Source organism: Nostoc sp. 'Peltigera membranacea cyanobiont' 210A (assembly GCF_002246015.1).
Lineage (GTDB): Bacteria > Cyanobacteriota > Cyanobacteriia > Cyanobacteriales > Nostocaceae > Nostoc.
The window spans coordinates 116,083-140,480 of sequence record NZ_NOLJ01000012.1; the positions used below are offsets into that span (position 1 = coordinate 116,083).

Genomic DNA, 24,398 nt, shown 5'->3' on the forward strand with positions numbered 1-24,398 from the left:
CAAGATCAAGGCCAATGACCCCAGAAGATAAAAAACAGTTGGATGCACACGTAAAAGCCATCGCCAAGATTCTGTATAAAAACACGCCACCCTCAAAAATCGAAACCTTTGAAGGAATCGAAACAGCCGTTCGAGATCAGGTACTGGAACACGTCAGCCCGAAAATCGCTTTTTTTTTATTGGAGAAAAAACGGGAACGACCAGAGGACGCAGCCGAACCATAAGAAGTTGTGTCGGGAAAATAATCATCACAAGACTTCAAGCATTGCGTTTGGGAATAGAACCATATAGGCGATTTAGCCCACTGCTAGAAAAGTGCTGTTTATTACTGGCAGCAAACGTTTCATTCCAAGATGCAGAAAAAGACTTAAAGGTGATGACCGGGATAGAAGTAGGTCATAGCACCTATCATCGTCAAGTCCAGAAGGTGGATACATCCCCTCCAAACGTCAAACAGAAATTAACAGAAGTGTGTTTGGATGGGGGAAAAGTACGGTTACGCTCTCAAGAGAAAGGAAAACCTGCGTACTGGAAAGAGTATAAAACAGGCAGATTGCAGGGGATATATTACGGAGCATTCTTTCAAGATAATCTCGGACTTACTAATTGGGTCAACAGTCAAAACATCGGTAAAACACTTTACTGCTTAGGAGATGGACATGACGGGATATGGAATCTATTTGCAGAAATAGCCGATTCGGATATTCGGCAAGAAATTTTAGACTGGTATCATTTGAAAGAAAACCTGTATAAAATACGAGCCACTAAAAAATTTCTGGTGGACATTGAAGCTGAACTTTGGCACGGACAAGTAGAACCAGCAATCACCAAACTCAAAAAATGCAAATATGTGGGAGCAACCCAGTTCATCAACTATCTATGTAAACACCGACATCGGTTGATAAATTATATGTACTTCCAAGCAGAACAATTAAGCTCCATTGGTTCTGGAGCAGTGGAGTCAGCCGTCAAACAAATAGATAAGCGACTACAAATAGTAGGAGCTTGCTGGAAGTATGAAAATTTACCACAGATGCTGTCTTTACGTTGTGCCTACTTAAATGGCTTCCTAGCGCCCAGCTTTGGATAAGTAAATAAATCGCACAAACTCTCTTTCTCTTGTACTTCGCGAGTTACAATCGCGAATAGTTTTGTGTGCCTGTGTATGCCAAAACCAAGAGCCAACGATGCGGAACTTGATAAAATCGCTCGATTTGAGCGGATTAAGAAAGCGATTACAGTTTTAGAAAAACAACAAGCTATTATATTAAGGCAGGGGGCGCTTGCTCCACAAGGAGCTTGGGTAGCGCGTTACCAAGTCCGCCAAAATCTGAAGAAGTATTGGTACTATAAATTACAAGCCTCTACTCCTTGCTTACCTCAAGCCACATCTTCAAAACTGAGTAAATACAAGCATTTAGGCAAAGCTGGTACTACTGAACATATTGATGCTGTTATGTCTGTTTTTAGACGTTCTATTTGGGAAGAGATACAGAGAATAATTGATACTCTTGATGATTGCCTTCTAGATATTAGTTCTGGGTCTGAGCAAGAGGAGGAAGACCCACAAGATTAAGTCCCTATATTATTCGCGATGAAACCTCGCGAATAATGTTTCTTTCTTTATTTTTACACATTTGGGATGCTCCCACAACAACAGCATTGATTCAAGATGCTATTGGAGTTGATAATTACACCAAGTTAAGCCAAGAATGGGCGATGGCTAACAGAATATATCAAGCCTCAGCCAATGTTTTCAACGCAATAACGAACGCAGTAAGTACTCTGGTAAATGCGCTAGAAGTTATTGGAAGTCATGTCGCTAAAATTGGCAATGCACTTAAGACGTGGCTTGTATTGGGACAGAAAGCTTACGAGTGGTTCCACCCTAATCCAAATTTTCACAACAAGTATTTTACCTTTCTAAACAATGCTGAAACAGGAGCTAATACCATACAAGCAGTGGTGCAGGTTCCAGTAAGTATTGTTGAAGCGAAAAATCAAATTGATACTTCTAACGCTGAATTTAAATCAGCTATTCAAGGCGACAAAAACAGCGACAATACGCCAAAAGAAAGCGGTATAAAAACCGAAGAGAATAAGGATAAAAAAGCAGAGGTTGACCTGAGTAAAGCTAACTCTCAGCCATTTAGCTTTGATTTCTCTGATTTATTTGACGGAGAAGACTAGTAATGTCTATTCCAGATAATGCAGCAGAACATCTCCAACAAACTTATAGAACTGAATTTAATCGACGGGTAGATAGATTTTTTAGGGATGTTGAAGGCAATGGTGATTTATCATCGCCGCGTGGATCGCTAAAATTGGCGTGCAGGATTGCTGATGACGACAACGACGCAATAATGAATATGCGTCACAACTTATTTTTTAATGTAATCGGCTATAGCAGGAAAAATTTAGCTGTAGTTTATGGCTCAAAATTTGATACCGCTCCCCCAGTTGCTGGGCATCCCCAGCTATTTTTATATTTCTCGCAAGACGGAGCGGCCCAGCCATCGGATGAACCATTGATTGAACATGAAAAAAGTTGCAGGTTAATGAATTTTTCATGCACTAGTGAAGGCGTGAAACCTACTATCACCAAGGCTGACATGACCGCAATTGCGAATGAAATTAAAACTTTATTTTTAGATAATAAAAAAGGAATTACTTATACTACCGGGAATAAATCAGCAAGCTACACTGACCCAGATAACGGTTTTGCTAAAGGAAATTATTTGTTGGTAAATTCTAAGGCTGACGCGGTGAATATATACACAAAAATGTGTAACGCAATTGATGTACCTTTCAAGGGTGAATCGCACATAGTTTTAAACGATCCAGATAAAGCGAGTACAACCACAGCGACGGCTGGGAAGACAACTATTCTAGGCAAGCAGCGCAACAACAGGCGATACAGGCCAATAGCTATACTCCGATTTCGATACGCTTACATCTCACTGGGAAATCTAATCCCCCCTGTGTTTTTAATTGATACCACGTTCAGAAACCAGTCATTAGTTAGCTTTTTGTAGCCGATGGCTGAGAAATACCAACGAAACCTATTAGGTTTCTGGGTAGGGAAAGGAGGGAAAATATCACTTATGGTTGGTATAAAAGTAAACCTAAGTAAGTGAATTTATGAGCTTCCGCGACTTACGCCGATACGAATCTCAAAAGGCAGCATACGATGCCTATAAGGCTTGGCAAGCACTCACGCCAGACTTGAAGCAGGCTGCATTTGCCGCCATAACAGATGAGACAAAGCGAGCCAAGCCAGAACGGATTCTTGGATACTTATCTCCTTTCAATCAGCTTGGGGCAACTCTTAAGCATATAAAAATGCCCGTCCTGAAGAAAGCCCAGGAAGGGCAAGGATCTGCGGTAGGAAATGCTTTAGCGACCGCTCTTGATGCTTTTTATACAGATGATACTGAAGTTGTTCCAGTGGGAGGAGCAATTGATTACAAGCGGTTTAAAGCGGCAAAATTGTCATTCACTCTGCGAAGTTCTTTTACCAAGAAAAATAGCCGAATCACAAAGCGGGCATATCTCAAGCCCGATGTAGATACCTACTCTGCACCTTTTGGGCAGTCTGTTGGCGGACAAGATTATGCAGCAGCTTTGGTGATTCTCGTTCCCCTGGCTAATACCTGGACGGAAGCGGCAACCGCACCAGCTAAACGCTCATACAAATTTACGCCAGAAGGTGCATAAAGATGAGCCAGATAGCGCAAAGAACCAGCATTATCTGGACTCCACAAGATGATATCGACTTACTTGCTGTTTCACTTGATGCTGCTGACGATGCTGATTTTTTGGGCATGATTAACATTAATCAGGCTGCTAGAGACTGGCTTGACAACAAAATATCGCTAAGTGACTATTGCGATATTTTGCAGATGAACGGCATTTCCGATCCTTTTGAACTCGTGGATGATTTTTGCGAACATACTGAGTTAATCATGAGGATGGGACTATAGATGGGCAGGATATTAGAGTTACAGAATGGGGATAATTTCTCTCTTCAATACACTAACTCTGTGCCTGCCACTTCTATAGAGATGGTGAATGGTAAAAACATTTATGCCAAGTTGACTGAAATAATAATTCCTGTGGTTTTTAGTAAGTCTATTATTTTAATCAACGTTTCTACAAGCATTCCAGTCGGTAAGATTTGGCGTTATGCCGGACGCTGTAGGCAAATTTTTCCTACAGCTTTAGGCGATTCATTTGTGGATGAAAAAACATTGTTTCTTGGTAAAAGAAACTTGATATTTTTCTCAGATTTTTCGTCTGATTATACTATTACTTACCTGCCGCCATCATGGTTTTACGAGGTGAGCATAGTGATTTACCAGTACGACGGTCTTGATACTAATAATGATCTGGCACGAATTGAATCTAAAATTGATGCTCTTTAAATTAAATGATTACTACAAGGTCGGAAATAGCTGTTACTTCTTCTACTAGTCCCAGAATGGAATTCACACTTCAAGACACAGGCGTATTTATAGGAGTTATTGGTAGCTTGGTGATGCTCTCCGGTGTAGCAATATCCATCATTAGTAAGATAAATAAAATCTCATTTACAGTTGATGGGATACAGGATGCTCTTAAGCTTCACGCTACCAATGCCGAAAAAATTAAGGATTTGGACAAACGACTTGACATACACCTACAAGATTATGTCAACTACAAAGATGCAAATCTCCTTTCGCACAACGGCTTGGGCAATCTGATCGAGCACAAATGGGAGAGATCCGAAGAAGAATTCGACGCAATCAAGGGAAGCATTAAAGAGCTTCAAGGATTTCTCCACCGAAATAATGATTTCAAGATCCGGGAATAATCCTCTGGGGATTCAGGGTAACTGAAACTTTTTGTAGCAAGCTGGACAGATTAAATCTTTGCCCAAAAGCTTGAGGTCGGAGTACTTGCCACACTTAAAGCAAGTGCCTTCTAAATGGATTGTTCCAATCTTAAGTTTTGCTTTCATTCAAGGTCTGGGGATTCACTCTAGTAATTTCGGATGCAGGCTATACCAGTCTCGAAAATACGGGTATCCCCTGATGCAAGCATCAATGGAACCCGTAGATGGTGGAATGAGTTGCTCTATCAACTCAAGTCACTATGGAAATTTTAATCATTATTCAAGTAGCGTTTTTCTGTTTATTGGTGCTACTGGCAATCATCCACATACTGCAACTGATATACATTGAGTGGCGCAAACCTGATACAGAAAGCCCACGCCAACCATCTGGCAAAGTTTCTCAATCATACCGTAACGACCCCAAAAACAGAGCATTGCAAGGTGACTTACTTGTATTGCTTAAAGGTGATGTAGCCACAGCGAAGCGTCTTTTGCTACAGCAGAGGCGACGCAACCCCGGTCAAGCAGACAACTGGTATTTAGAAAAAGTAATTTACGACCTGGAACGCGATCGGCATTGAACAAAATCTCCATTTTGTCACTTGGGCGGTCAATAAGGGTAATCCTCATACTCTTCATCGCCTCTTTTTTCTAGTTGGCAAGTTTCAAGTATTTCTGCATCACACAAATTGCAGCAAGCTCCGGCATGATTCCAAGAGGAAGTAAGCTTAAATTCAAATCCGGGGTCTAATTCCCCGTCCTCAATTTCTTGGTCACACCAAGGGCACTCAATCTTCATAATTCCTAGAACGTCACTTTTTATTAAGCAGAAATTTGGCTAAGGAACATTGAGCCAAACAACTAGGGGGGAAATGGATGTTAACTGTTCCTTTCCGCTTTGAAAGCGATACTTCACTATTGCAATCGGTACAGGTGTATTTCTCTGCCATTACGTTATTCCGTTTTTGTCACTTCAAGCCCAATTCCCTCAATCCCTCGTTGAGTTCTGCCTCAAATTTATCCCTAAACTCTTGGGGCATCTCTTCCCAGAGCGGAACGGTCTTCCCTGATTTTTGCAAAACTTCCACAACCGACTGATAGCATTTTTCAGCCAAATTTTGTATAGTCATGATTCCCTTTTTCTCACATTTTAAACTTCCAGTGGATGCACTAGAGACTCCACTGGACAGTGAGCGTTTTTATTTAAATTAGTCAAAGCTTCAATGCTGTTTATCCTTGACAGACAAGGCTTTTAGAGTAGAGCGTTTGCTCGGTTTAGTCAAGAATTAGTCAAGGGCAGGTTTGGAAGCCTGCAAAGGTGGGTGACCTGAGATTCAGGGTAACTGAAACTTTTACGGGGACTCTAGACAATTATGATTCGGTTTGTATGAAAATTTTAGAACCAAAGCAAACTCTTCCTTGGCTGACAAGAATTTCAGATAGAGCATTGAGAGAGGCACATACCCAAGAGCGGCGTAAACAATTCCGTGACACATTAGAACGGATTAGACGGCTTTCTCGCCGATAGACTCACTGGGGATTCACTCTAGTAAATAACGGTAGGTTGCCTTGACTATTTGGGCTAGCGCATAAGCTGTTTCCGACTCAAGACGTTTATCGCCCAACAGCAAAATCATGACTTCTTCCTCAATATCTAGTCTCTCCTGCGGTTGGTGATCCGTAACGAATAAATCACCTGGCGGCACTTGTAGCCAGTCGCAGAGAACTATAAACGTCTCCATGTCTGGCATACTCCCATTCTCTACCCTTGATAGGGTAGCTGCGCTGATGCTAATTTCTGCGGATATTTCGCGCAGTCCTTTAGTCGCGCGTTTGCGGCGAATTAGTCCTGCTAGCCGCTCGGTGTCTAAATAAGTATTCACAAATAAATGAGTAGCATTTGAGTAGCACGATCGCTGCTTGCGATCGCTAAAAATGTGGTTAAAGATGGTGAGTCTGAGTAGCGATTGAGTAGTATGATTGACAGCCAAGGCTGAAACTACTGTGTTTACAGGGGAGAAGCACATTAGTTTGGAATTGCCACCCAATTAAATCTAAATTCAAATAGTAAAAATTGAGAAACCTATTTGATTTTTAACAGGACTTACGCAACTATCACAAGCAATGGCGCGGCTATACCGTCCTGCGCCCCAAACAACTAGGCGATAAACATGGTAACGTCTTGACTTTTAATTGCGGAGCTAAATAATTTGACAACAATCTATGCTTGATTTGATAAATTGTTTGACTAGTTTTATCAGCTAAATCTTTGAGCTTAAACTAGACTAAAATTAATTGATTTATTGGAGTAGCACATAGTTACTGAAAAATTCGATCGCACTAGATATCAGAGCCACTTGAAACGACCTAATACTACACAAATAACAGCGACTAACGGTTTATGAAAAATGGATATTTGCCAATAAAAGTACTCGTGGCTTAAGCATTACGGCATTATTTTCTGGGATGAGCGGTACCAATAAAACTATGTCCGCAGAAGTTATTGCCACTCACCAACTAAATTAATACTTCTTTGCTGTTGCTTCATGCCTTTCTTTGTCAGATCGAAAACTCTTTGACGGAGTTCTGATACTACTTTGGTAAATCATCAAAAAGCGATCGCCATTTTTACATGGAGGTGTTTTGCATTCCTATTTTTTACCTCCAGTGCCCCATACTTAATGCAATTTTTCTAACGTTTGTTAACCAAGATATGGTAATGGGAATTATAACACTAATATAAAGTAAATTTTCGTGAAAATTTATGAGCGCAAAAGTTGATGGAACTTTAAGGATTGCTGGCTACCAAATCATCGAGAAACTTTATTCAGGTTCTCGTACTCAAGTGTATCGGGCAATTCGAGAATGCAATCGTCTACCAGTTGTCATCAAGCTCTTAAAACGAGAATTCCCAACTTTTACTGAATTAGTACAGTTTCGCAACCAATATGCGATCGCTAAAAACCTAAATATTCCCGGCATTATCAAACCCTACAGCCTGGAAGCCCATCACAATGGCTATGCCCTAGTCATGGAAGACTTTGGTGGTGGTGTTTCCCTGCGGCAATTTACTCAAGGAAAAACACTGACATTAGAGCAATTTTTACCCATTGCTCTGCAACTACTAGAAATTTTACACCAGTTACATCAACAGCGCGTCATTCACAAAGACATCAAGCCAGCCAACATCTTGATTCACCCTGACACGAACCAAATCAAGCTGATTGACTTTAGTATTGCCTCGCTCTTACCACGAGAAACCCAGGAATTTCAGAGCCTCAATGGACTAGAGGGAACGCTAGCCTATCTGTCGCCAGAGCAAACCGGGCGGATGAACAGAAGCATTGACTACCGCAGTGACTTCTATTCTTTAGGTGTGACTTTCTTTGAATTACTGAGTGGAAAATTGCCCTTTGAATCCCATGAACCAATGGAGTTGGTGCATTGCCACATTGCGAAACTTCCACCCTGCCTGTGTGATTTCAACCCCAAATTGCCCTTGATGCTGGGCGAAATTATCCGCAAACTGATGGCAAAGAACGCCGAAGACCGCTATCAAAGTGCGCTAGGACTTAAACATGACCTTGTTACCTGCTTAGAACAGTGGCGAGAAACAGGCAAACACACCTGGTTTGATTTAGGACAACGCGATATCAGCGATCGCTTTCTCATACCCGAAAAACTCTACGGGCGGGAATTGGAAGTAAAGACACTATTAGAAGCATTTGGTTATGTGGCCAATGGTGGCTCTCAACTGATGCTAGTGGCAGGTTTTTCTGGTATTGGCAAAACCGCAGTCGTCAATGAAGTGCATAAACCGATTGTGCGCTGGAACGCCTACTTCATCAAGGGCAAATACGACCAGTTCAACCGCAACATTCCTCTGTCTGCTTTTGTACAAGCCTTTCGTGACCTAATGGGACAGTTGCTTAGTCAAAGCGATACTCAGCTAAAGCAATGGCAGAAAAAGATTTTAGCGGCAGTTGGAGAGAACGGACAACTTCTGATCGAGGTAATTCCTGAACTGGAGCAGCTGATCGGCAAACAGCCTGCGTTCGCTGAACTATCAGGCGGTGCGGCACAGAACCGTTTCAATCTGCTGTTCCAAAAGTTCATTCAGGTGTTCGCGACAAGAGAGCATCCGTTGGTGATGTTTCTCGATGATTTGCAGTGGGCAGATTCGGCATCGCTGAATTTGCTGAAATTGTTAATGTCTCAAAGCGATTGCGGCTATCTATTCATTATTGGTGCATACCGGGATAACGAGGTGTTTGCGGCTCATCCACTCATGTTAACGGTAGATGAAATTGAAAAGGCATCCTCCTGCGTCAACACCTTGAGTCTAGATCCCTTAAGTCAAGCAGATGTCAACCATCTAATCGCCGATTCGCTCAGTTGTGCAACTGAAAAAGCATTACCGTTAACAGAGTTAGTTTATCAAAAAGCCAAAGGCAATCCCTTTTTCACAACTCAGTTTTTGAAAGCGCTACATGAGGATGGGCTGATTACCTTTAATTGGGAGGCAGGTTTTTGGCAGTGTGATGTAGCACAAGTGCGTAGACACGTAGCGGCTTGTCGTCAGACATCGCTTGCTCTCACTGATGATGTGGTGGAATTTATGGCACAACAACTTCAAAAATTGCCCGACATCACTCAAAATGTTCTGAAACTGGCAGCCTGTATCGGCAATCAGTTCGATTTGGCGACGTTAGCGATCGTTTATGAAAAGTCGCAGACAGAAACCGCTTCAGACTTGTGGAAAGCATTGCAAGAAGGATTTATCATTCCTACCAATGAAATTTACAAGTTTTATCAGGATTCCTCATTGGTGATTGGTCATTTGCAAATGACAAGTGACAAAGCGCAAAGTCTGAGCGGAGGAAACCTCCGATCAGAACTTTGTAAGAAAGGACAAATGACGGTTTACAAATTCTTGCACGATCGCGTCCAGCAAGCTGCTTATTTCCTGATTCCAGACGCACAAAAACAGATCGCTTACCTAAAAATTGGGCAATTATTACTGACTCATACGCCTGTTGCCAAACAAGACGAAAAATTATTTGAAATCGTTAACCAACTTAATATCGGCAAATCCCTAATTGTCGATTTATCTGAGCAAATAGAACTCGCCCAACTCAATCTGAAAGCTGGACAAAAAGCCAGAGCCGCAACTGCCTATACAGCCGCATTTGAGTATTTCACTACAGGCATCGCCTTGTTAGCTGAGAATATGTGGCAAACGCAGTATGAGTTAACCTTAGCCCTCTACGAAGCTGCCACTGAAGCCGCTTACTTGAGCGGCAACTTTGAGCAGATGACACAATTGGCGGCAATGATTACAGAACACTCTAGAAACTTGTTGGATACGATTAAGGTCTATGAAGTTCAAATTCAAGCAGCTCAAGCCCAACATCAATTTATAGAAGCAGTAGAGATTGCCCTCAAGAGTGTGGAGCGTTTAGGAAACAGCCTTCCAAAGCAACCCAGTCAATCAGATATTGCCAAAGCATTCGAGACGACTAAATCCATTTTGGCTGGAAGGCAACCGCTGGATTTAATCAATTTGCCCCAAATGACAGATCCTAACAAGTTAGCAGTTGTACGGATTCTTGCCACTGTCACTTCTGCTGCTTTTGTTGTAACTCCAGCGCTGCTACCGTTTATTGTCCTCGAACAGGTCAATTTATCCGTTCAATATGGCAATAGCTCATTTTCGGCAATAGGTTATGCCTACTATGGAATGATACTTTGTGGGATGACAGGAGAGATTGACTTTGGGTATGAGTTTGCACAACTAGCACACTTGTTGCTGGAACATTTCAATGCCAAAGAACTGAAATCCAGAGTCTATGTCGGAATTTACTGTTGCGTGTGGCATTGGAAAGAGCCGCTCAAGAACTCCTTACCATTTCTCCGGGAAGGCTACGAAGTTGGATTGGAAATGGGAGATTTAGAATCGGCTGCTATTTGCGGATTCATTTACATCTCATACTGTTGGTTTCTGGGCAAAGAATTAAGCGATCTTAGCCGAGATAGTGCTGCCTTTCGAGATCAGCTCAAGCAGCTCAACCAAGAAGGTCTTACGAGTCATCTGACCGTTTTTCAGCAACCAATTTTGAATATGCTTGGCGATTCTGCTGAACCTTGGCAGCTGACTGGAAATGCCTTTAATCGAGAGGAAATTGTGCCAGCCCTCCAGCGATCGGGCGATCAGACTGCGCTGTATTATTTCTATGCCAACCAACTTGGTCTGTGTTATATGTTTGGCAAGTTTGAGTTGGCGATAGAAGCCGCGATCGCTGCTGAAAATTATATAGGTGGTGCTACAGGTTTATTCATAGTTGCGCTCTGCTACACCTATGATTCTTTAGCCAATCTGGCAATCTATTCTCAGGTTTGTGAGGCACAACAGCAACACATTCTGCAACGGGTGGCTAAAAATCAGGAAAAAATGAAAAAGTGGGCTGATCGTGCTCCAGAAAATTACCTGCACAAATTTTATTTAGTTGAAGCCGACCGATACCGAGTGTTAGGGCAGAAATCAGAGGCAATAGATTTGTACGATCGCGCCATAACTCTTGCTAAAGAACACGGTTACACCCAAGAAGAAGCACTTGCCAATGAACTGGCAGCTAAATTCTACCTCAATTGGCGCAAAGAGCAGATTGCTCAGTCATATATGACCCAAGCCTACTATGGCTATGCTCATTGGGGCGCTAAAGCTAAAGTCGCCGAATTGGAACGACGCTATCCCCAACTCCTCGCCCCGATCTTAGAGCAAACCCGTTCTCCCCTCTCAACTAACGACACTATCTTCATATTGGGGAGTCTCACCTCCACCAGTTCCACCATTTCCGATAATAGCAGCGTCTCTGTTGCTTTAGATTTAGCTACCATTCTCAAAGCTTCCCAAACCCTTTCTGGGGAAATCGAACTCGAAAAGCTGCTTTCAGCTTTGCTGCATATTGTCATTGAAAATGCTGGAGCCGATAAATGTGTATTCATGCTTTTGGAGTCAGATCGGTTGCTAGTTCAGGCATTAGCACACCTTTCCCTGAGCGGTGTACAGAATCAGGCTGCCGTCGATTTTTACTCAATGTTGCTCAACCCACAGCCTGTTGAAGACTCAATTGATGTGCCAGTTGGCTTAATTAATAATGTCAAACGCAACTTACAACCAGTAGTAATTACTGATGCCACGGTGCATCCGCAACTACTCAATGACCCGTATATTCAGCAACAGCAGCCCAAGAGTATCTTGTGCAGCCCAGTTTTGCATCAGGGTAAATTGCTGGGCGTATTGTACCTAGAAAATAATTTGGCAACCGGAGCCTTTACAAGCGATCGCGTCGAACTGCTGAACTTACTTTGTACCCAAGCTGCAATTTCTTTGGAAAATGCTCGAATTTACCAAAATTCTCAGAACGATGCCCAACAACTGGCACAATCTCTAGCAAAATTGCAGGCTAGTGAAATCCGCTTCCAAAATTTAGCAAATAATATTCCTGGGATGGTGTACCAATTCCGTTTGGAGGTAGATGGTTCAACTTCAACACCCTACGTTAGTTCTGGCTGTTTCGACTTGTATGAGTTAGAGCCAAAGTTGGTGATGTCAGGGACGCATAGCCTTTACGATCTAAATCATCCTGACGATCGCCAATTTATTGCCCAAGCGATCGCCTACTCTGCCCAAACTCTGACGCCATTTGAGGTAGAATGTCGCATTATCTTGCCTTCAGAAACTGTGAAATGGGTTCGATCTACTGCTCGCCCAGAGCGACAAGCCGATGGCTCAATCCTATGGGATGGGGTGATGATTGATATTAGCAATGGCAAACAGGCTGAAGAATCTCTAGCCAAAGAACGAGAGTTTTTGAATGCCATCATTCACAATATTACTGATGGAATTGTTGTTTGTGATGCTAGTGGCAAATTGACTTTATTTAACAAAGCAACTCGTGACTTTCATGGCTTACCAGTAGAATCATTACCAGCAGAACAGTGGACAGAACATTTCGATCTCTATCAACCAGATGGGCAAACACCTCTATCAACTACAGAAATTCCTTTGTTTCGCGCCTTGCAAGGGGAAATAGTCGAAAACGCTGAAATGGTAATTGCACCGAAGCATGGTTCTAAGAGAATTTTGTTAGCTAGCGGGCAAGCGATCTTTGATTCTTCGGGTAACAAACTCGGTGCAGTCGTTGTCATGCGAGATATTAGCGATCGCAAACAAGCTGAACTTGCCTTGCACCAAAAATCACTTGATTTGCAACAAGCATTGAACGATTTACAAAACGCCCAATTACAAATTGTTCAAAGCGAAAAAATGTCAGCACTGGGCAACTTAGTTGCTGGTGTGGCTCACGAAATGAATAATCCCCTTGGTTTTATTGCTGCCAGTCTCAAGCAAGCTAAACCCACTGTTGCTGATATTGTTGAACACTTAAAGCTTTATCAAGAAAGTTTCCCCCACAAAAATGATGAAATTAAAAACCATGCTGAAGAAATTGACTTGGATTATAGCTTAGAAGACTTGCCTAAGATAATTGATGCCATGTCTATGGCGTGCGACAGACTAAAAAATATCAGCACCAGTTTACGAACTTTCTCGCGTGCCGATAAAGATTATAAAGTCCCGTTTAATATTCACCAAGGCATCGATAGCACGATTTTAATTTTGAAACATCGTCTCAAGGCTAACGAGCAACGTCCAGCAATTGAAGTGATAACTGAATACAGTACTTTGCCTCAAATTGAGTGTTTCCCTGGACAATTAAATCAAGTATTTATGAATATCTTAGCAAATGCTATTGATGCCTTGGAAGAATCGAATCTTAGCCGAACTTTTAACGAAATTAAAGCAAATCCGAACTGCATTAAAATTACCACTACAGTAGCAACTAATTTAGTTAAAATTACAATCGCTGATAATGGTAAAGGTATCGAGGAAGAGGTAAAACAAAAAATATTCGACCATTTATTTACAACGAAAGCTGTTGGTAAAGGCACAGGATTAGGACTTGCGATCGCTCGTCAAATCATTGTCGAAAAACATAGCGGAGCGATCGCAGTGAATTCTCAACCTGGCGACGGAACTGAATTTGTGATTCAGCTACCTTTTTCGGCTTGAAGAAGAAGTCAAAATTCAGTTGGTCACTGAGTTTACGGTGAGCATCTCGACTACTTCGACTGCGCTCAGAGTACAAGTCCGCTCGATGGAACCGCAGTCGAAGTGATCACCTAAATTCTGCTTCGATAACTTATAAACCTATAATTTATCATATCCGTGCCTTTTTCCACTCGTTGAACTCACGTTTTACTAGGTTGCCAATGCTGCATTTATGGAAAAACAGCAACCCTTCTCCCTCAAGCAGATTTCTTCAGAGGATTGGGAAAATACGCCGCAGGATGTGAAGTCTCTGGTAGAATCACTGCTAGCAAGTGCGGCTTTATTAGAAAGCCAAAGCCGTCTCATTCAATTTCTAGATGCCACCCCCATTGCGATCGCTGTCCACGACTCAACAGGGCAACTTGTTTACATAAATCATCTGGCACAGGCATTGCTAGACACCGATCGCCCATTAGAACTGAGTCCAGACCAACTCTCAGAAGTCTTTCAAGTTTACCGTGAGGGCACTCAGGCTCTTTATCCCTTGGAAGCGTTACCAAGTAATCGGTCTCTGGCTGGGGAAACGATTTGGGTTGACGATCTAGAAATTCATCGTGGCGATCGAGTGATTCCTCTGGAAGTTTGGGCGACTCCGATTTTTGGCGATCGGGGTGAGGTGACGTATGCGATTGTGGCGTTTCAAGATATTAGCGATCGCAAACGCCAGCATTTAGAACAGCAGATCGTCGAAAATACCCTGGTGAAAAGTGAACGCCGCTACCGCCAGGTGATCGAGGTACAAACAGACTTGATTCTGCGATCGCTACCGGACACCACCATTACTTTTGCGAACGATTCTCTTTGCCTTGCTCTCGGTCAATCCTTAGAGAATGTGATTGGATGGCGATGGAGTAGCTTTGTACCGCCAGAGGATTTAGACGAGTTGTCTCGCAAAATTGCAGCTCTCACCCCAAAAAACCCAATCTTTGAAAACATCAATCAAGACTACCGCTCCAACAACCAGATTGGCTGGACACAGTGGATTAACTTGGGGATTTTTGATGAGCATGGACAGTTGACCGAAATTCAATCGGTGGGGCGAGACATCACCGCATTACAGGAGCAAATTCAACGTGAACAAGCTCTAAATCGAGTTTTCCAGTCCATCCGCAACTCCCTTGATTTAGACACGATTTTTGCCACCGCGACAGCAGAAACGGCGAAACTTTTGAAAACCCTAGATTGCTTTGTGGTGCAATATCTGCCAGAACAGGGCATTTGGAAACATATTGCGGAATTTCGCCACAATCCAGACGCACCAACAGTCATTGGCTTTGAGATTCCCGATGTGGGTAATCCCTTTGCGGCTCAACTCAAGCAGTTGCAAATTGTGCGGGTGGAAAATACAACCAACCTAGATAATCAGATTAACTACGAAGTCGCCCAAATCATACCCGGCGCTTGGTTACTCATTCCCCTAGTAATTGAAGACACCCTGTGGGGGAGTTTCACAATTATATCGCCCCAACAACCGTTTACCTGGAGCGATAACCAGATCAAACTGGCCCAGTCCGTCGCCGACCAACTGGAGATCGCGATTCACCAGGCCAATCTTTACCAAAAAATACAACTGGAACTAACGGAACGCCGTCGGGTGGAGATGGCTCTGAGAGAAAGCGAAGCCCGCTATCGCTTGTTAGCCGAAAATACCAACGATCTCGTGTGCCTTCACGAGTTGAATGGTCGATACCTCTACGTTAGCCCGTCTTGTGAGTTCCTCTTGGGCTATAGGCACGACGAAATGCTCAGAGAAGATATCCATACCTTCATCCATCCCGACGATCGCGATCGCGTTTACCAAGAAATTCGGACAGCGGTATTCCGCAAAAAACTCACACCCATCACCTACCGAATGCTTCAGAAGCGTGGCAACTATGTCTGGTTTGAGACCCTCACTAAGCCCATTCTGGATGCGACGGGTGAAATTGTTCAACTGCAAACCACCTCCCGCGATGTAACAGAACGCATCCAGGTGCAAAATCAGTTGAAACATGATGCCCTACACGATGGGCTAACGGGGTTGCCCAATCGCCATTTCTTCATGAAACGGTTGGAATTAGCTATTCAACGAGCCTACCGTCTCGAAAATTATCATTTTGCCGTTTTATTTCTCGATCTCGATCGATTCAAAGTCGTCAATGATAGCCTGGGACATTTGGTAGGAGATCAATTACTCATTGCCATTGCTGAAAAACTCCAAGCCACCCTCCGTAAAATGGATCTCGCCGCTCGTTTGGGTGGCGATGAGTTTGTGATCCTACTTGAAGAAATTAAGGATATTCAGGAAGCAGTTCGGATCACAGAACGGATTTTTGCAGAGTTGCAAACACCCATGATGATTGAAGGACGTGAAGTATATACGACCTCTAGCGTTGGTATTGTCTGGGGTACAAAAGACTACGTTCAAGCCTCCCACTTGTTGCGAGATGCTGATATTGCGATGTATCGAGCAAAAAACAAGGGCAAAGCCCGGTATGAAATTTTTGATACTGAGATGCACACTCAAGCTTTGAATCGACTACATTTAGAAAACGATCTGCGCCGAGCAATCAAGTGTCAGGAATTTGTCCTTCACTATCAACCGATTGTTGCTCTAGACACTAGACATCTTGTTGGTTTTGAAGCACTGATTCGCTGGCAACACCCTACCCAAGGGTTGAAATTTCCCGGAGAATTCATCCCTATAGCTGAGGAAATAGGACTGATTACGCTTTTGGACTATTGGGCAATTCGTACAGCCTGTTATCAGATGGCAGCTTGGCAAACTTCTTTCCCGGAACTTTCTGCAATGAGAGTGAGTGTCAATCTCTCGGCGCAAGATATAAAGCAGTCCGATCTGTTAGAAGAAGTCGATCGGGTTCTGACTCAAACCCAATTGAATGGTCGTTACCTGACGTTAGAAATTACCGAAAGTATGTTGATTGAAGACATTGAGTCTACGATTAGTGTACTGAGCCAGTTGAAAGAGCGAGGAATTCAAATTAGCATTGACGATTTTGGCACAGGATATTCATCGTTAAACTATCTTCACCGTTTACCTGTGGATAGTCTGAAGGTCGATCGCTCTTTTGTAAATCAAATTCAATCAGGCAAAAAAAATCATCAGATTGTCGAAACTATAGTGGCGCTGAGTAACCATTTAGAACTCGATGCGATCGCTGAAGGCATAGAAACTCAAGAACAACTGGAACACCTACAACACCTTGGCTACAAATTCGGTCAAGGGTATCTATTCTCGAAACCCATGAGCCACAACACAGCAGAAGCACTTTTAGCAAGTAAAAGCTTGTATAACCTTTGGTCTTAAGGGGAAGGGGAAAGGGGAAACAAAAAACGTACTGAATCCTGAGTCAGAAGAGTACTCAGTAATTTCGCACTTGGTAAATGCCCCACCCCTTCTGGGTTGTTTTTCAACTCAGCACTCAGCACTCATCACTCAGCACTCATCACTCATCACTCATCATGCCTTCCCCGCCAACACCCGCTTTTGGAGCAAAAGTTCCAGTGCTGCTTGATATTGCAGATCCGCTTCAGTACCAATCTGTTCGCGGTTAATGGCTGGTTGTGAAATCACTTTATCTGGCTTAATGCCTAGTTTGTTAATATCCCGGTGTTGAGGAGTTTCATACTTAGCAATTGTGACTGCCAAACCCGAACCATCTGATAGCTCAAATAAAGATTGAATTAAGCCCTTGCCAAAGGTGGTTTCGCCTACCAGTTGAGCGCGACCATTATCTTGGAGTGCGCCGGCAAGAATTTCACTCGCACTGGCTGTTCCTTGATTTACCAAAATCACCAGAGGATCGTTCGTTAGGGATGCCCCAGAGGCTTCAAAACTCCCCTGAATGCCTTGTCGGTTGACAGTGTAGACAATAGTGCCGGAGTCTAACCACAGACGGGCAATTTCAATTCCTGATTGCAATAGCCCCCCAGGATTATTTCGTAAATCTAGAATGTAGGCAGCAGCGCCTTTTTTTTCTAGACTAGAAATAGCGTGTGCCAATTCAGTTGAAGCGTTGGCATTAAATTGTGTAAGACCTAGATAGCCAATGGGTGTACCTTCAGCAGAAACACGCAAATCTGAAACCACAGGGTTAAGAGCAATGCGATCGCGTGTCAATCTAATTTCCGTTTCTGCCTCTCCGTCCCGTTCGATGAGGAGAGTCACAAGGCTGCCACTAGGCCCGCGCATTCTGGTAGCAGCTTCATCAAGGGTGAGATTTTCTGTGGAAACGCCTTCAATTTTGAGAATGCGATCGCGTGGCCGAATCCCCGCTTTATCTGCCGGTGAGCCGGCGATGGGAGCCACTACTTCTAACTTCCCATTCTCAGAATTCAAGGCAATTTGCAATCCTACCCCAGTCAGTTCCCCAGAAGTATTGACCTGCAAGCTACGGTACTGTTCTGGATCTAAAAAGCGGGTAAAAGGATCGTCGAGGCTCTTGAGCATCTTCCCAATTGCCTCATAACTGGCATTTGAGTCTGCTAGTGGCTTCTCCAGAACCTTTTGCCGCACAGCCGCCCAGTTTTGATGATTAAAGGTCTCATCTAGATAAGTACGATTAACAATTCGCCAAACTTCCGAAACCAGCTTTTGTTCGCCGGTCAAAGCCACTGCCGGCTGAGTGAGCGTACCCAACGCCAAGCAAAACGCCATTAACAATGAAAATCCAACCCGAAAGACTTGTTTATTCATGAACCCCATTATCAATTCCACCTCAACCCAAATTGCTTAGATAATGCCCACTTCCTCTGTTGTTGATGAAATCTATCTCTCGATTATGTTACTTTTTTTATAGAAGTGGTGCATTTTTCTCATCAAGTTGTTCAGTCAACTGATGCATCGTATCCACTCACCAAAGGATAAAATCTACTTTGTGTCCACCATTTTGTGTGTAGGGGCGTAAAGAGATCGCAATATATTCCATCTTTACAGAGTGTAAAGTTTCTGAAGTCTCTTAGCACGCCAAAAGCCCAAAAGCAAACAAAAAAACTCCCCTTTACTAAAATCCCAAAATTACTACTTGGGAGAGAAGTCTGAGCGAAGGCTTCTGCCGATTCAGAACTTCGGGATTTATCAACCGCAACCGACTTTTAGGAACTTGAGATTGTATGGCCAACGTTTCCGACTGGTTTGAGGAACGCCTGGAGATTCAGGCACTCGCTGAAGACGTCACTAGCAAGTACGTCCCTCCTCACGTCAACATCTTTTATTGCCTGGGTGGAATTACCCTGGTTTGCTTTCTCATCCAGTTTGCCACTGGATTTGCCATGACGTTCTACTACAGGCCAACAGTCACTGAAGCTTTCTCCTCAGTGGAATACATCATGAATGAAGTCAACTTCGGTTGGCTAATTCGCTCCATCCATCGCTGGTCTGCCAGCATGATGGTATTGATGATGATTTTGCACACCTTCCGAGTTTATCTGACTGGTGGTTTCAAAAAGCCCCGTGAACTGACCTGGATAAGTGGTGTGATCCTCGCTGTGATTACAGTTTCCTTTGGAGTCACTGGCTATTCTCTACCTTGGGATCAAGTTGGCTACTGGGCTGTGAAAATCGTTAGCGGCGTACCAGAAGCAATTCCCGTGGTTGGAGTTCTGATTTCCGACCTGCTGCGCGGCGGTTCTAGTGTTGGTCAAGCAACACTAACTCGTTATTACAGCGCACACACATTTGTACTGCCTTGGTTGATTGCAGTATTCATGCTGTTTCACTTCTTGATGATCCGCAAGCAAGGCATTTCCGGGCCTTTGTAATCTCAGCTATTAGCGAAAGGCAACATTTGTTAGTTTTCAGATCGAGTTGTTTGTTTTAAACTTATGAAACACAAGAAATGAATTGCACATAAGTTCCAAAAAACAAATACTTGTATCTGAAGCCTCAAGCTATAGAAAACTTCAGGCGGATGACTGTAGATATAGAAACGCTGTTTCCCGCCTGTTGGTTGCCTAGTAGCTGATAGCTTTCACAAATGCTTTAATTTAACTTAAGCAGGAGAGCACATTTCAAAATGTCAACACAAAAAAAACCTGACCTGAGCGATCCTCAGTTAAGAGCCAAACTCGCTAAAGGCATGGGTCACAACTACTATGGTGAACCCGCTTGGCCTAATGACTTACTTTACGTCTTTCCAATTGTGATCATGGGTTCCTTCGCTGCGATTGTGGCTCTAGCCGTGCTAGATCCCGCAATGACCGGTGAACCAGCAAATCCTTTCGCCACACCATTGGAAATTTTGCCAGAGTGGTACTTGTATCCAGTCTTCCAAATTTTGCGATCGCTTCCTAACAAACTTTTAGGAGTGTTAGCAATGGGTTCCGTACCAGTAGGTCTAATCCTCGTTCCCTTTATTGAGAACGTGAATAAGTTCCAAAACCCCTTCCGCCGTCCAGTCGCAACCACAGTATTCCTCGTTGGTACCCTTGTCACCTTGTGGCTGGGTATTGGTGCTGCTTTGCCATTGGATAAATCTTTGACCTTGGGACTATTCTAAATTAGTCACCAGAAAGTGCTTTGACGCCTGTGAGTTTCAAGAGCAGATGCAGATGTGCTTTTGAAAACAATCAACAGGCGTCAATTTTAACAGGAAAGAATTCCGAAGTCAGAAGCCAGAATGGGCTAAACCTTAGCTATCCGTTAACAGAATTAAATTGTGAACGAAAAAGCGGATAACGCCACCCAAAGCAAGTCCGTGTATCTTACAGTAAAGCAAGTTATGCATAGCGTCTTATAGATAGTGTCTGCATAAATGGGTTTAAGTTCCCCACTAAATATGCTTTTTTTAGTGGTCAACAAGATAGTGTTGGATCTGTAGCAAAATCCCGCAGTGTATCCCTCACTGATTTCCTTCTGTTAGCGGATAGCTAGGGTTTAGCCCATTCTGAATTCTTCTTCAATAGTTCAGATTGGATCTGGGATTTGCAGTTTTGGATGGAAAAGCTATTCCAAAATCTCAAATCATCAAAAGTCAACAAATACAAACATTTCTTACTTACTTAACGTAAGTTGCTAGTTACAACCCTCAGAATGCCAAAATCATTCATGTTTTGTATTTTGGTACATAGAATATGTCAATTTAGATTTTTTTATGTCAGAGAAATTTTGCGAACAGCGCAGAATTTAATAACTAGCAACTTGGGTTTACTTATATTCAACTCACAGTTAATGCTTAGTATAGTGCAGCAAGACCATCTGACGGTTAAGAGCGAACTCAGGCTCTTAAACCAGGTGCAAGAATGGTTTGAGCAATTTTGTCTGCAACACTTGTCTCAACTTGGCTGGTCAAAAACCCAACTCGATCGCCTCAATTTAGCATTAGCAGAAGGCTTTACCAACGCTGTTCGTCATGCTCATCATGCTTTACCGCCAGAAACAACCATTGAGATTAACGTTTATCTGTGGATTGACCGACTAGAGATTAGAATTTGGGATTATGGAAAACCTTTCAATCCTGATGCGATCGCAGAGCCAGTCCCAGGTACTCTGCAAGTAGGTGGCTATGGATGGTTTCTCCTCCGGCGGTTGGCTGACAAGGTTGTATACGAACGTGGTGCGGATGGTAGAAATTGCCTGCTCATTGTCAAGTACTCTGTAGAAGCACAAAAGTAACAGTGAAATAGTCAAGGCTAAAGGAAGAAAAGAATAATTCTGATGTCAATTTTGACTTGTGAACGGAGTGGAGTGTAGGGAAGGAGTATCGACAAAAAACGAGGGCTTTTCTTCTCTACAATACTCTCTTGCTAGCTCGCCCGTACTTAGGAGTTAAACAAATAAAACTTCTCATATAGTCGTCACCAAGCTAACGAAGATTTTGCTCAAACTTGAGCTACACACTTTCAACCAAAAGCAGTTTTGCTGAAGGATATAATTATTTGATTGATAGAACTATACTCTTTTTCAGTATTATTTAAATTGGATAAATATATTTTTTACGTGAAATTGCTTATTTATTATGATTTTTTTGTAAATTCTTAAGTAAGAATTTTGTATAAAAAAATTAGTGAATATAGTAAAAATAGCATTCGAGCTACACTAGCTCCCTTGTTAAGATTTGTCAGCAGTGTTGAGAGTCTTAATGTTTGTTCTCCAACAAGTGCCATTTCGTGCTTAAAGAGATAGACAGAATAGGGGACAAAATATGACTAAGACAGCCCTAATTACAGGAATTACTGGTCAAGATGGCTACTATCTCAGCCATTTGCTCCTCAACCGTGGTTATCGAGTTGTCGGATTAGTACCCCCACATCGACAACCTAATTTGACAAAACTGGGAATACTGGCAAATCAGGTAGAAATTTTTACGGTTGACTTGAGAGATAGTGCGGCACTGTTGACCGCTGTTGAACAATTGCGTCCCCAAGAGATTTACAATTTGGCGGCTCCCAGTTTTGTACCCGACTCCTGGAACGACCCATTGGGAACTCTGGATTTAATAACTGGTACAGCTACTAGGCTCTTGGAAGCAATACGAAAAGTTGGTTTGTCTACCAGATTTTATCAAGCCAGCAGTTCAGAAATGTTTGGCGATGTATTCCTCTCGCCTCAAGATGAGGAAACCGCTTTTCGTCCAAAAAATCCTTATGCTGCGGCTAAAATGCACGCCCACTGGACGATGGTGCATCATAGACAGCGCTATGGACTATTTGCCTGTAGCGGAATTTTATATAATCACGAGTCTCCCCTACGCGCACCTCAGTTTGTCACACGCAAAGTTTCTTTGGCGGCTGCATCAATTAAATTGGGTTTAACTGACACCTTAGAAATGGGTAATCTGGATGCCAAACGTGATTGGGGCTTTGCAGGTGATTACGTAGAGGCTATGTGGCTAATGTTGCAAATTGACGAGCCAGAAGAATATGTGATTGGCACTGGTAAACTACACAGTGTGAGAGATTTAGTTGCCACAGCCTTTGAGTCTGTCGGCTTGGATTGGAAGCAGCATGTAGTTTTAAATACTAGCTTGTTGCGACAAGATGAGCATTTTCAACTAGTAGCTAACCCCAGCAAAGCTAAAAGAAACCTCGGCTGGGAACCCCAAGTAAGCTTTGAGGAACTTTTAGAAAAAATGGTAAAAACAGATTTAGAGCGGTTACAAAGCGGTGCAATCGTGCCCTTACCGCGAGTATAAATAATCTAAGATGCACATCACTACAGTGACAAAAAACTTGAATTTAGGTGATAAAGTTAACAAAACAACTAACCATGTCTTCGTGTTTTTAGAAATTTTTGCTCACGAAGGTGGTATTCAATCGTATATAAAAGATATTTTTCGCGCCTATCTGGGATTGAGCCAAGACTACAAGGCAGAAGTCTTTTTGCTGCGAGATAGTGCTGATAGCTTAAATCCCTTTGAAGACGAGAACTTAAAATTTCATTACTTTAAAAATCAGTCTCCTTATTTGGGGAGATTGCAAATGGCAGCAGCTTTGCTGAAGTGTCTGTTGCAAAGCCGTCCGCAGCAGGTTTTCTGCGGTCATATTAACTTAGCAGTATTAATCCAAACTCTTTGCCAGCCCTTGGGGATTCCTTATACCGTGCTAACTTACGGCAAAGAAGTCTGGGAACCGTTGAAAAATCAAGAACGTCGCGCCCTAATATCAGCAGAGAGAATTTGGACAATTAGTCGCTACAGCCGCGATCGCGCTTGTGTTGCCAATAGTCTAAACCCAAAAATGGTACAAATGATGCCTTGTGCCATTGATGCGGATAAATTTACTCCTGGTTCCAAACAACCAGAATTAATCCAGAAGTATGGCTTAACTGGTGCGAAAGTGTTGATGACAGTAGCACGGTTATGGTCAGGAGATATTTATAAGGGTGTAGATGTCACCATTCGGGCAATACCACAAATCGCTCAAGTTTTTCCAGAAGTGAAATATTTGGTAATTGGTCGCGGCGATGACCAACCGCGATTGGCACAGCTAGCAAAAGATTTAGGTGTGAGCGATCGCGTCGTGTTTGCTGGTTTCGTTGCCACAGAAGAATTAATGGAACATTATCGCCTTGCTGACGCCTATATTATGCCTTCGCAAGAAGGCTTTGGCATAGTTTATCTAGAAGCAATGGCTTGTGGAGTGCCGGTGTTATCCGGTGACGACGATGGTTCCGCTGACCCCTTGCAGGATGGTAAACTGGGATGGCGAGTCCCACACCGCAGTCCTGATGCTGTAGCAGCAGCTTGTATAGAAATGCTTCAAGGGGATGACCAGCGATGTGATGGAGAGTGGCTACGACAACAGGCGATCGCTCTATTTGGCATCAATGCCTTCCAACAGCACTTACAAAAAATGCTGCTATCCTCACTAATAAAATCCATTTGAGTCCAAATAACAAATGATCAATGACTCATA

Annotated in this window: 21 protein-coding genes and 1 pseudogene; 17 read left to right on the top strand and 5 right to left on the bottom strand. The window is 42.9% G+C overall.

All coding sequences use genetic code 11. The annotated features are described in order from the left end of the window. The first annotated feature begins 14 nt into the window (after positions 1-14). The 9 genes from CDG76_RS30685 to CDG76_RS37865 all read left to right on the top strand — a co-directional run bounded on the left by CDG76_RS30685 (position 15) and on the right by CDG76_RS37865 (position 5,454). A protein-coding gene (locus CDG76_RS30685; RefSeq protein ID WP_223265455.1) for an ISKra4 family transposase occupies positions 15-1,090 on the top strand; the annotation gives its coding sequence in 2 pieces (ribosomal slippage) (positions 15-170 and positions 173-1,090; 1,074 coding nt in all). A 75-nt stretch (positions 1,091-1,165) separates the two neighbouring features. Next, the gene (locus CDG76_RS30690) at positions 1,166-1,576 is read left to right on the top strand and encodes a transposase (RefSeq protein ID WP_094352623.1); all 411 of its coding nucleotides are present in this window, start codon (positions 1,166-1,168) and stop codon (positions 1,574-1,576) included. Between the two features lie 35 nt (positions 1,577-1,611). After that, the gene (locus CDG76_RS30695; RefSeq protein ID WP_094352624.1) at positions 1,612-2,190 is read left to right on the top strand and encodes a hypothetical protein; all 579 of its coding nucleotides are present in this window, start codon (positions 1,612-1,614) and stop codon (positions 2,188-2,190) included. Between the two features lie 2 nt (positions 2,191-2,192). After that, positions 2,193-3,035: a hypothetical protein gene (locus CDG76_RS30700; RefSeq protein WP_094352625.1), complete on the top strand. Its 843-nt coding sequence runs from the start codon at positions 2,193-2,195 to the stop codon at positions 3,033-3,035. Positions 3,036-3,141: 106 nt separating this feature from the next. Next, on the top strand, positions 3,142-3,717 hold the full coding sequence (locus CDG76_RS30705; RefSeq protein WP_094352626.1) for a hypothetical protein: 576 nt from the start codon (positions 3,142-3,144) through the stop codon (positions 3,715-3,717). Between the two features lie 2 nt (positions 3,718-3,719). Further along, positions 3,720-3,983 carry a hypothetical protein gene (locus tag CDG76_RS30710; RefSeq protein WP_094352627.1) on the top strand — a complete coding sequence of 88 codons (264 nt, stop codon included), beginning with the start codon at positions 3,720-3,722 and terminating at the stop codon, positions 3,981-3,983. Between the two features lie 60 nt (positions 3,984-4,043). Then, positions 4,044-4,424, top strand: coding sequence for a hypothetical protein (locus CDG76_RS30715; protein WP_143854198.1), 381 nt, complete (start codon positions 4,044-4,046; stop codon positions 4,422-4,424). 56 nt (positions 4,425-4,480) lie between these two features. Then, a complete protein-coding gene (locus CDG76_RS30720; protein WP_094352629.1) occupies positions 4,481-4,852 on the top strand; it encodes a hypothetical protein in 372 nt (123 codons plus the stop codon). A gap of 281 nt (positions 4,853-5,133) precedes the next feature. Continuing rightward, a complete protein-coding gene (locus CDG76_RS37865; RefSeq protein ID WP_190241035.1) occupies positions 5,134-5,454 on the top strand; it encodes a hypothetical protein in 321 nt (106 codons plus the stop codon). A gap of 29 nt (positions 5,455-5,483) precedes the next feature. On the opposite strand, the gene CDG76_RS30730 is transcribed toward CDG76_RS37865, so the two are convergent. Both CDG76_RS30730 and CDG76_RS37870 read right to left on the bottom strand, forming a co-directional pair. After that, the gene (locus CDG76_RS30730; protein ID WP_094352630.1) at positions 5,484-5,672 is read right to left on the bottom strand and encodes a hypothetical protein; all 189 of its coding nucleotides are present in this window, start codon (positions 5,670-5,672) and stop codon (positions 5,484-5,486) included. A gap of 169 nt (positions 5,673-5,841) precedes the next feature. Continuing rightward, positions 5,842-6,003: a hypothetical protein gene (locus CDG76_RS37870; protein WP_190241036.1), complete on the bottom strand. Its 162-nt coding sequence runs from the start codon at positions 6,001-6,003 to the stop codon at positions 5,842-5,844. Positions 6,004-6,260: 257 nt separating this feature from the next. Here CDG76_RS37870 and CDG76_RS37875 point away from each other — a divergent pair, with 257 nt between their 5' ends. Further along, positions 6,261-6,401, top strand: coding sequence for a hypothetical protein (locus tag CDG76_RS37875; protein ID WP_190241037.1), 141 nt, complete (start codon positions 6,261-6,263; stop codon positions 6,399-6,401). Positions 6,402-6,414: 13 nt separating this feature from the next. Here the strand turns inward: CDG76_RS37875 and CDG76_RS30735 are convergent, their stop codons facing one another. Both CDG76_RS30735 and CDG76_RS39770 read right to left on the bottom strand, forming a co-directional pair. Continuing rightward, positions 6,415-6,864: a helix-turn-helix domain-containing protein gene (locus CDG76_RS30735; protein ID WP_223265456.1), complete on the bottom strand. Its 450-nt coding sequence runs from the start codon at positions 6,862-6,864 to the stop codon at positions 6,415-6,417. A gap of 167 nt (positions 6,865-7,031) precedes the next feature. Continuing rightward, positions 7,032-7,150, bottom strand: a pseudogene (locus CDG76_RS39770) (IS701 family transposase); the annotation flags it as partial. 487 nt (positions 7,151-7,637) lie between these two features. Here CDG76_RS39770 and CDG76_RS30740 point away from each other — a divergent pair. Together CDG76_RS30740 and CDG76_RS30745 are read left to right on the top strand one after the other, a co-directional pair. Further along, entirely contained in the window at positions 7,638-14,006 is a 6,369-nt protein-coding gene (locus tag CDG76_RS30740) for an ATP-binding sensor histidine kinase (RefSeq protein WP_094352632.1), read from the top strand. Between the two features lie 211 nt (positions 14,007-14,217). Next, a complete protein-coding gene (locus CDG76_RS30745) occupies positions 14,218-17,352 on the top strand; it encodes a bifunctional diguanylate cyclase/phosphodiesterase (protein ID WP_094352633.1) in 3,135 nt (1,044 codons plus the stop codon). Between the two features lie 153 nt (positions 17,353-17,505). Here the strand turns inward: CDG76_RS30745 and ctpA are convergent, their stop codons facing one another. After that, on the bottom strand, positions 17,506-18,750 hold the full coding sequence (ctpA, locus tag CDG76_RS30750; protein ID WP_094352634.1) for a carboxyl-terminal processing protease CtpA: 1,245 nt from the start codon (positions 18,748-18,750) through the stop codon (positions 17,506-17,508). 407 nt (positions 18,751-19,157) lie between these two features. Between ctpA and petB the strand changes: the two genes are divergently transcribed. The 5 genes from petB to CDG76_RS30775 all read left to right on the top strand — a co-directional run bounded on the left by petB (position 19,158) and on the right by CDG76_RS30775 (position 24,368). Then, complete coding sequence (gene petB / locus CDG76_RS30755; RefSeq protein WP_094332660.1) at positions 19,158-19,805, top strand: cytochrome b6; 648 nt, start codon at positions 19,158-19,160, stop codon at positions 19,803-19,805. Between the two features lie 254 nt (positions 19,806-20,059). Continuing rightward, positions 20,060-20,542 carry a cytochrome b6-f complex subunit IV gene (gene petD / locus CDG76_RS30760; RefSeq protein ID WP_094352635.1) on the top strand — a complete coding sequence of 161 codons (483 nt, stop codon included), beginning with the start codon at positions 20,060-20,062 and terminating at the stop codon, positions 20,540-20,542. Positions 20,543-21,213: 671 nt separating this feature from the next. After that, positions 21,214-21,657 (top strand): ATP-binding protein, encoded by a 444-nt coding sequence (locus CDG76_RS30765; RefSeq protein ID WP_094352726.1) that lies wholly within the window; start codon positions 21,214-21,216, stop codon positions 21,655-21,657. Positions 21,658-22,186: 529 nt separating this feature from the next. After that, positions 22,187-23,176, top strand: coding sequence for a GDP-mannose 4,6-dehydratase (locus CDG76_RS30770; RefSeq protein WP_094352636.1), 990 nt, complete (start codon positions 22,187-22,189; stop codon positions 23,174-23,176). 10 nt (positions 23,177-23,186) lie between these two features. Then, positions 23,187-24,368, top strand: a complete 1,182-nt coding sequence (locus CDG76_RS30775; RefSeq protein WP_094352637.1) for a glycosyltransferase — start codon at positions 23,187-23,189, stop codon at positions 24,366-24,368. Positions 24,369-24,398 lie beyond the last annotated feature (30 nt).

Coding starts and splice junctions, on each gene's coding strand:
- CDG76_RS30690 (WP_094352623.1), top strand. CDS start 1,166: ATGCCAAAACCAAGAGCCAACGATGCGGAACTTGATAAAATCGCTCGA.
- CDG76_RS30695 (WP_094352624.1), top strand. CDS start 1,612: ATGTTTCTTTCTTTATTTTTACACATTTGGGATGCTCCCACAACAACA.
- CDG76_RS30700 (WP_094352625.1), top strand. CDS start 2,193: ATGTCTATTCCAGATAATGCAGCAGAACATCTCCAACAAACTTATAGA.
- CDG76_RS30705 (WP_094352626.1), top strand. CDS start 3,142: ATGAGCTTCCGCGACTTACGCCGATACGAATCTCAAAAGGCAGCATAC.
- CDG76_RS30710 (WP_094352627.1), top strand. CDS start 3,720: ATGAGCCAGATAGCGCAAAGAACCAGCATTATCTGGACTCCACAAGAT.
- CDG76_RS30720 (WP_094352629.1), top strand. CDS start 4,481: ATGGAATTCACACTTCAAGACACAGGCGTATTTATAGGAGTTATTGGT.
- CDG76_RS37865 (WP_190241035.1), top strand. CDS start 5,134: ATGGAAATTTTAATCATTATTCAAGTAGCGTTTTTCTGTTTATTGGTG.
- CDG76_RS30730 (WP_094352630.1), bottom strand. CDS start 5,672: ATGAAGATTGAGTGCCCTTGGTGTGACCAAGAAATTGAGGACGGGGAA.
- CDG76_RS37870 (WP_190241036.1), bottom strand. CDS start 6,003: ATGACTATACAAAATTTGGCTGAAAAATGCTATCAGTCGGTTGTGGAA.
- CDG76_RS37875 (WP_190241037.1), top strand. CDS start 6,261: ATGAAAATTTTAGAACCAAAGCAAACTCTTCCTTGGCTGACAAGAATT.
- CDG76_RS30740 (WP_094352632.1), top strand. CDS start 7,638: ATGAGCGCAAAAGTTGATGGAACTTTAAGGATTGCTGGCTACCAAATC.
- CDG76_RS30745 (WP_094352633.1), top strand. CDS start 14,218: ATGGAAAAACAGCAACCCTTCTCCCTCAAGCAGATTTCTTCAGAGGAT.
- ctpA (WP_094352634.1), bottom strand. CDS start 18,750: ATGGGGTTCATGAATAAACAAGTCTTTCGGGTTGGATTTTCATTGTTA.
- petB (WP_094332660.1), top strand. CDS start 19,158: ATGGCCAACGTTTCCGACTGGTTTGAGGAACGCCTGGAGATTCAGGCA.
- petD (WP_094352635.1), top strand. CDS start 20,060: ATGTCAACACAAAAAAAACCTGACCTGAGCGATCCTCAGTTAAGAGCC.
- CDG76_RS30765 (WP_094352726.1), top strand. CDS start 21,214: ATGCTTAGTATAGTGCAGCAAGACCATCTGACGGTTAAGAGCGAACTC.
- CDG76_RS30770 (WP_094352636.1), top strand. CDS start 22,187: ATGACTAAGACAGCCCTAATTACAGGAATTACTGGTCAAGATGGCTAC.
- CDG76_RS30775 (WP_094352637.1), top strand. CDS start 23,187: ATGCACATCACTACAGTGACAAAAAACTTGAATTTAGGTGATAAAGTT.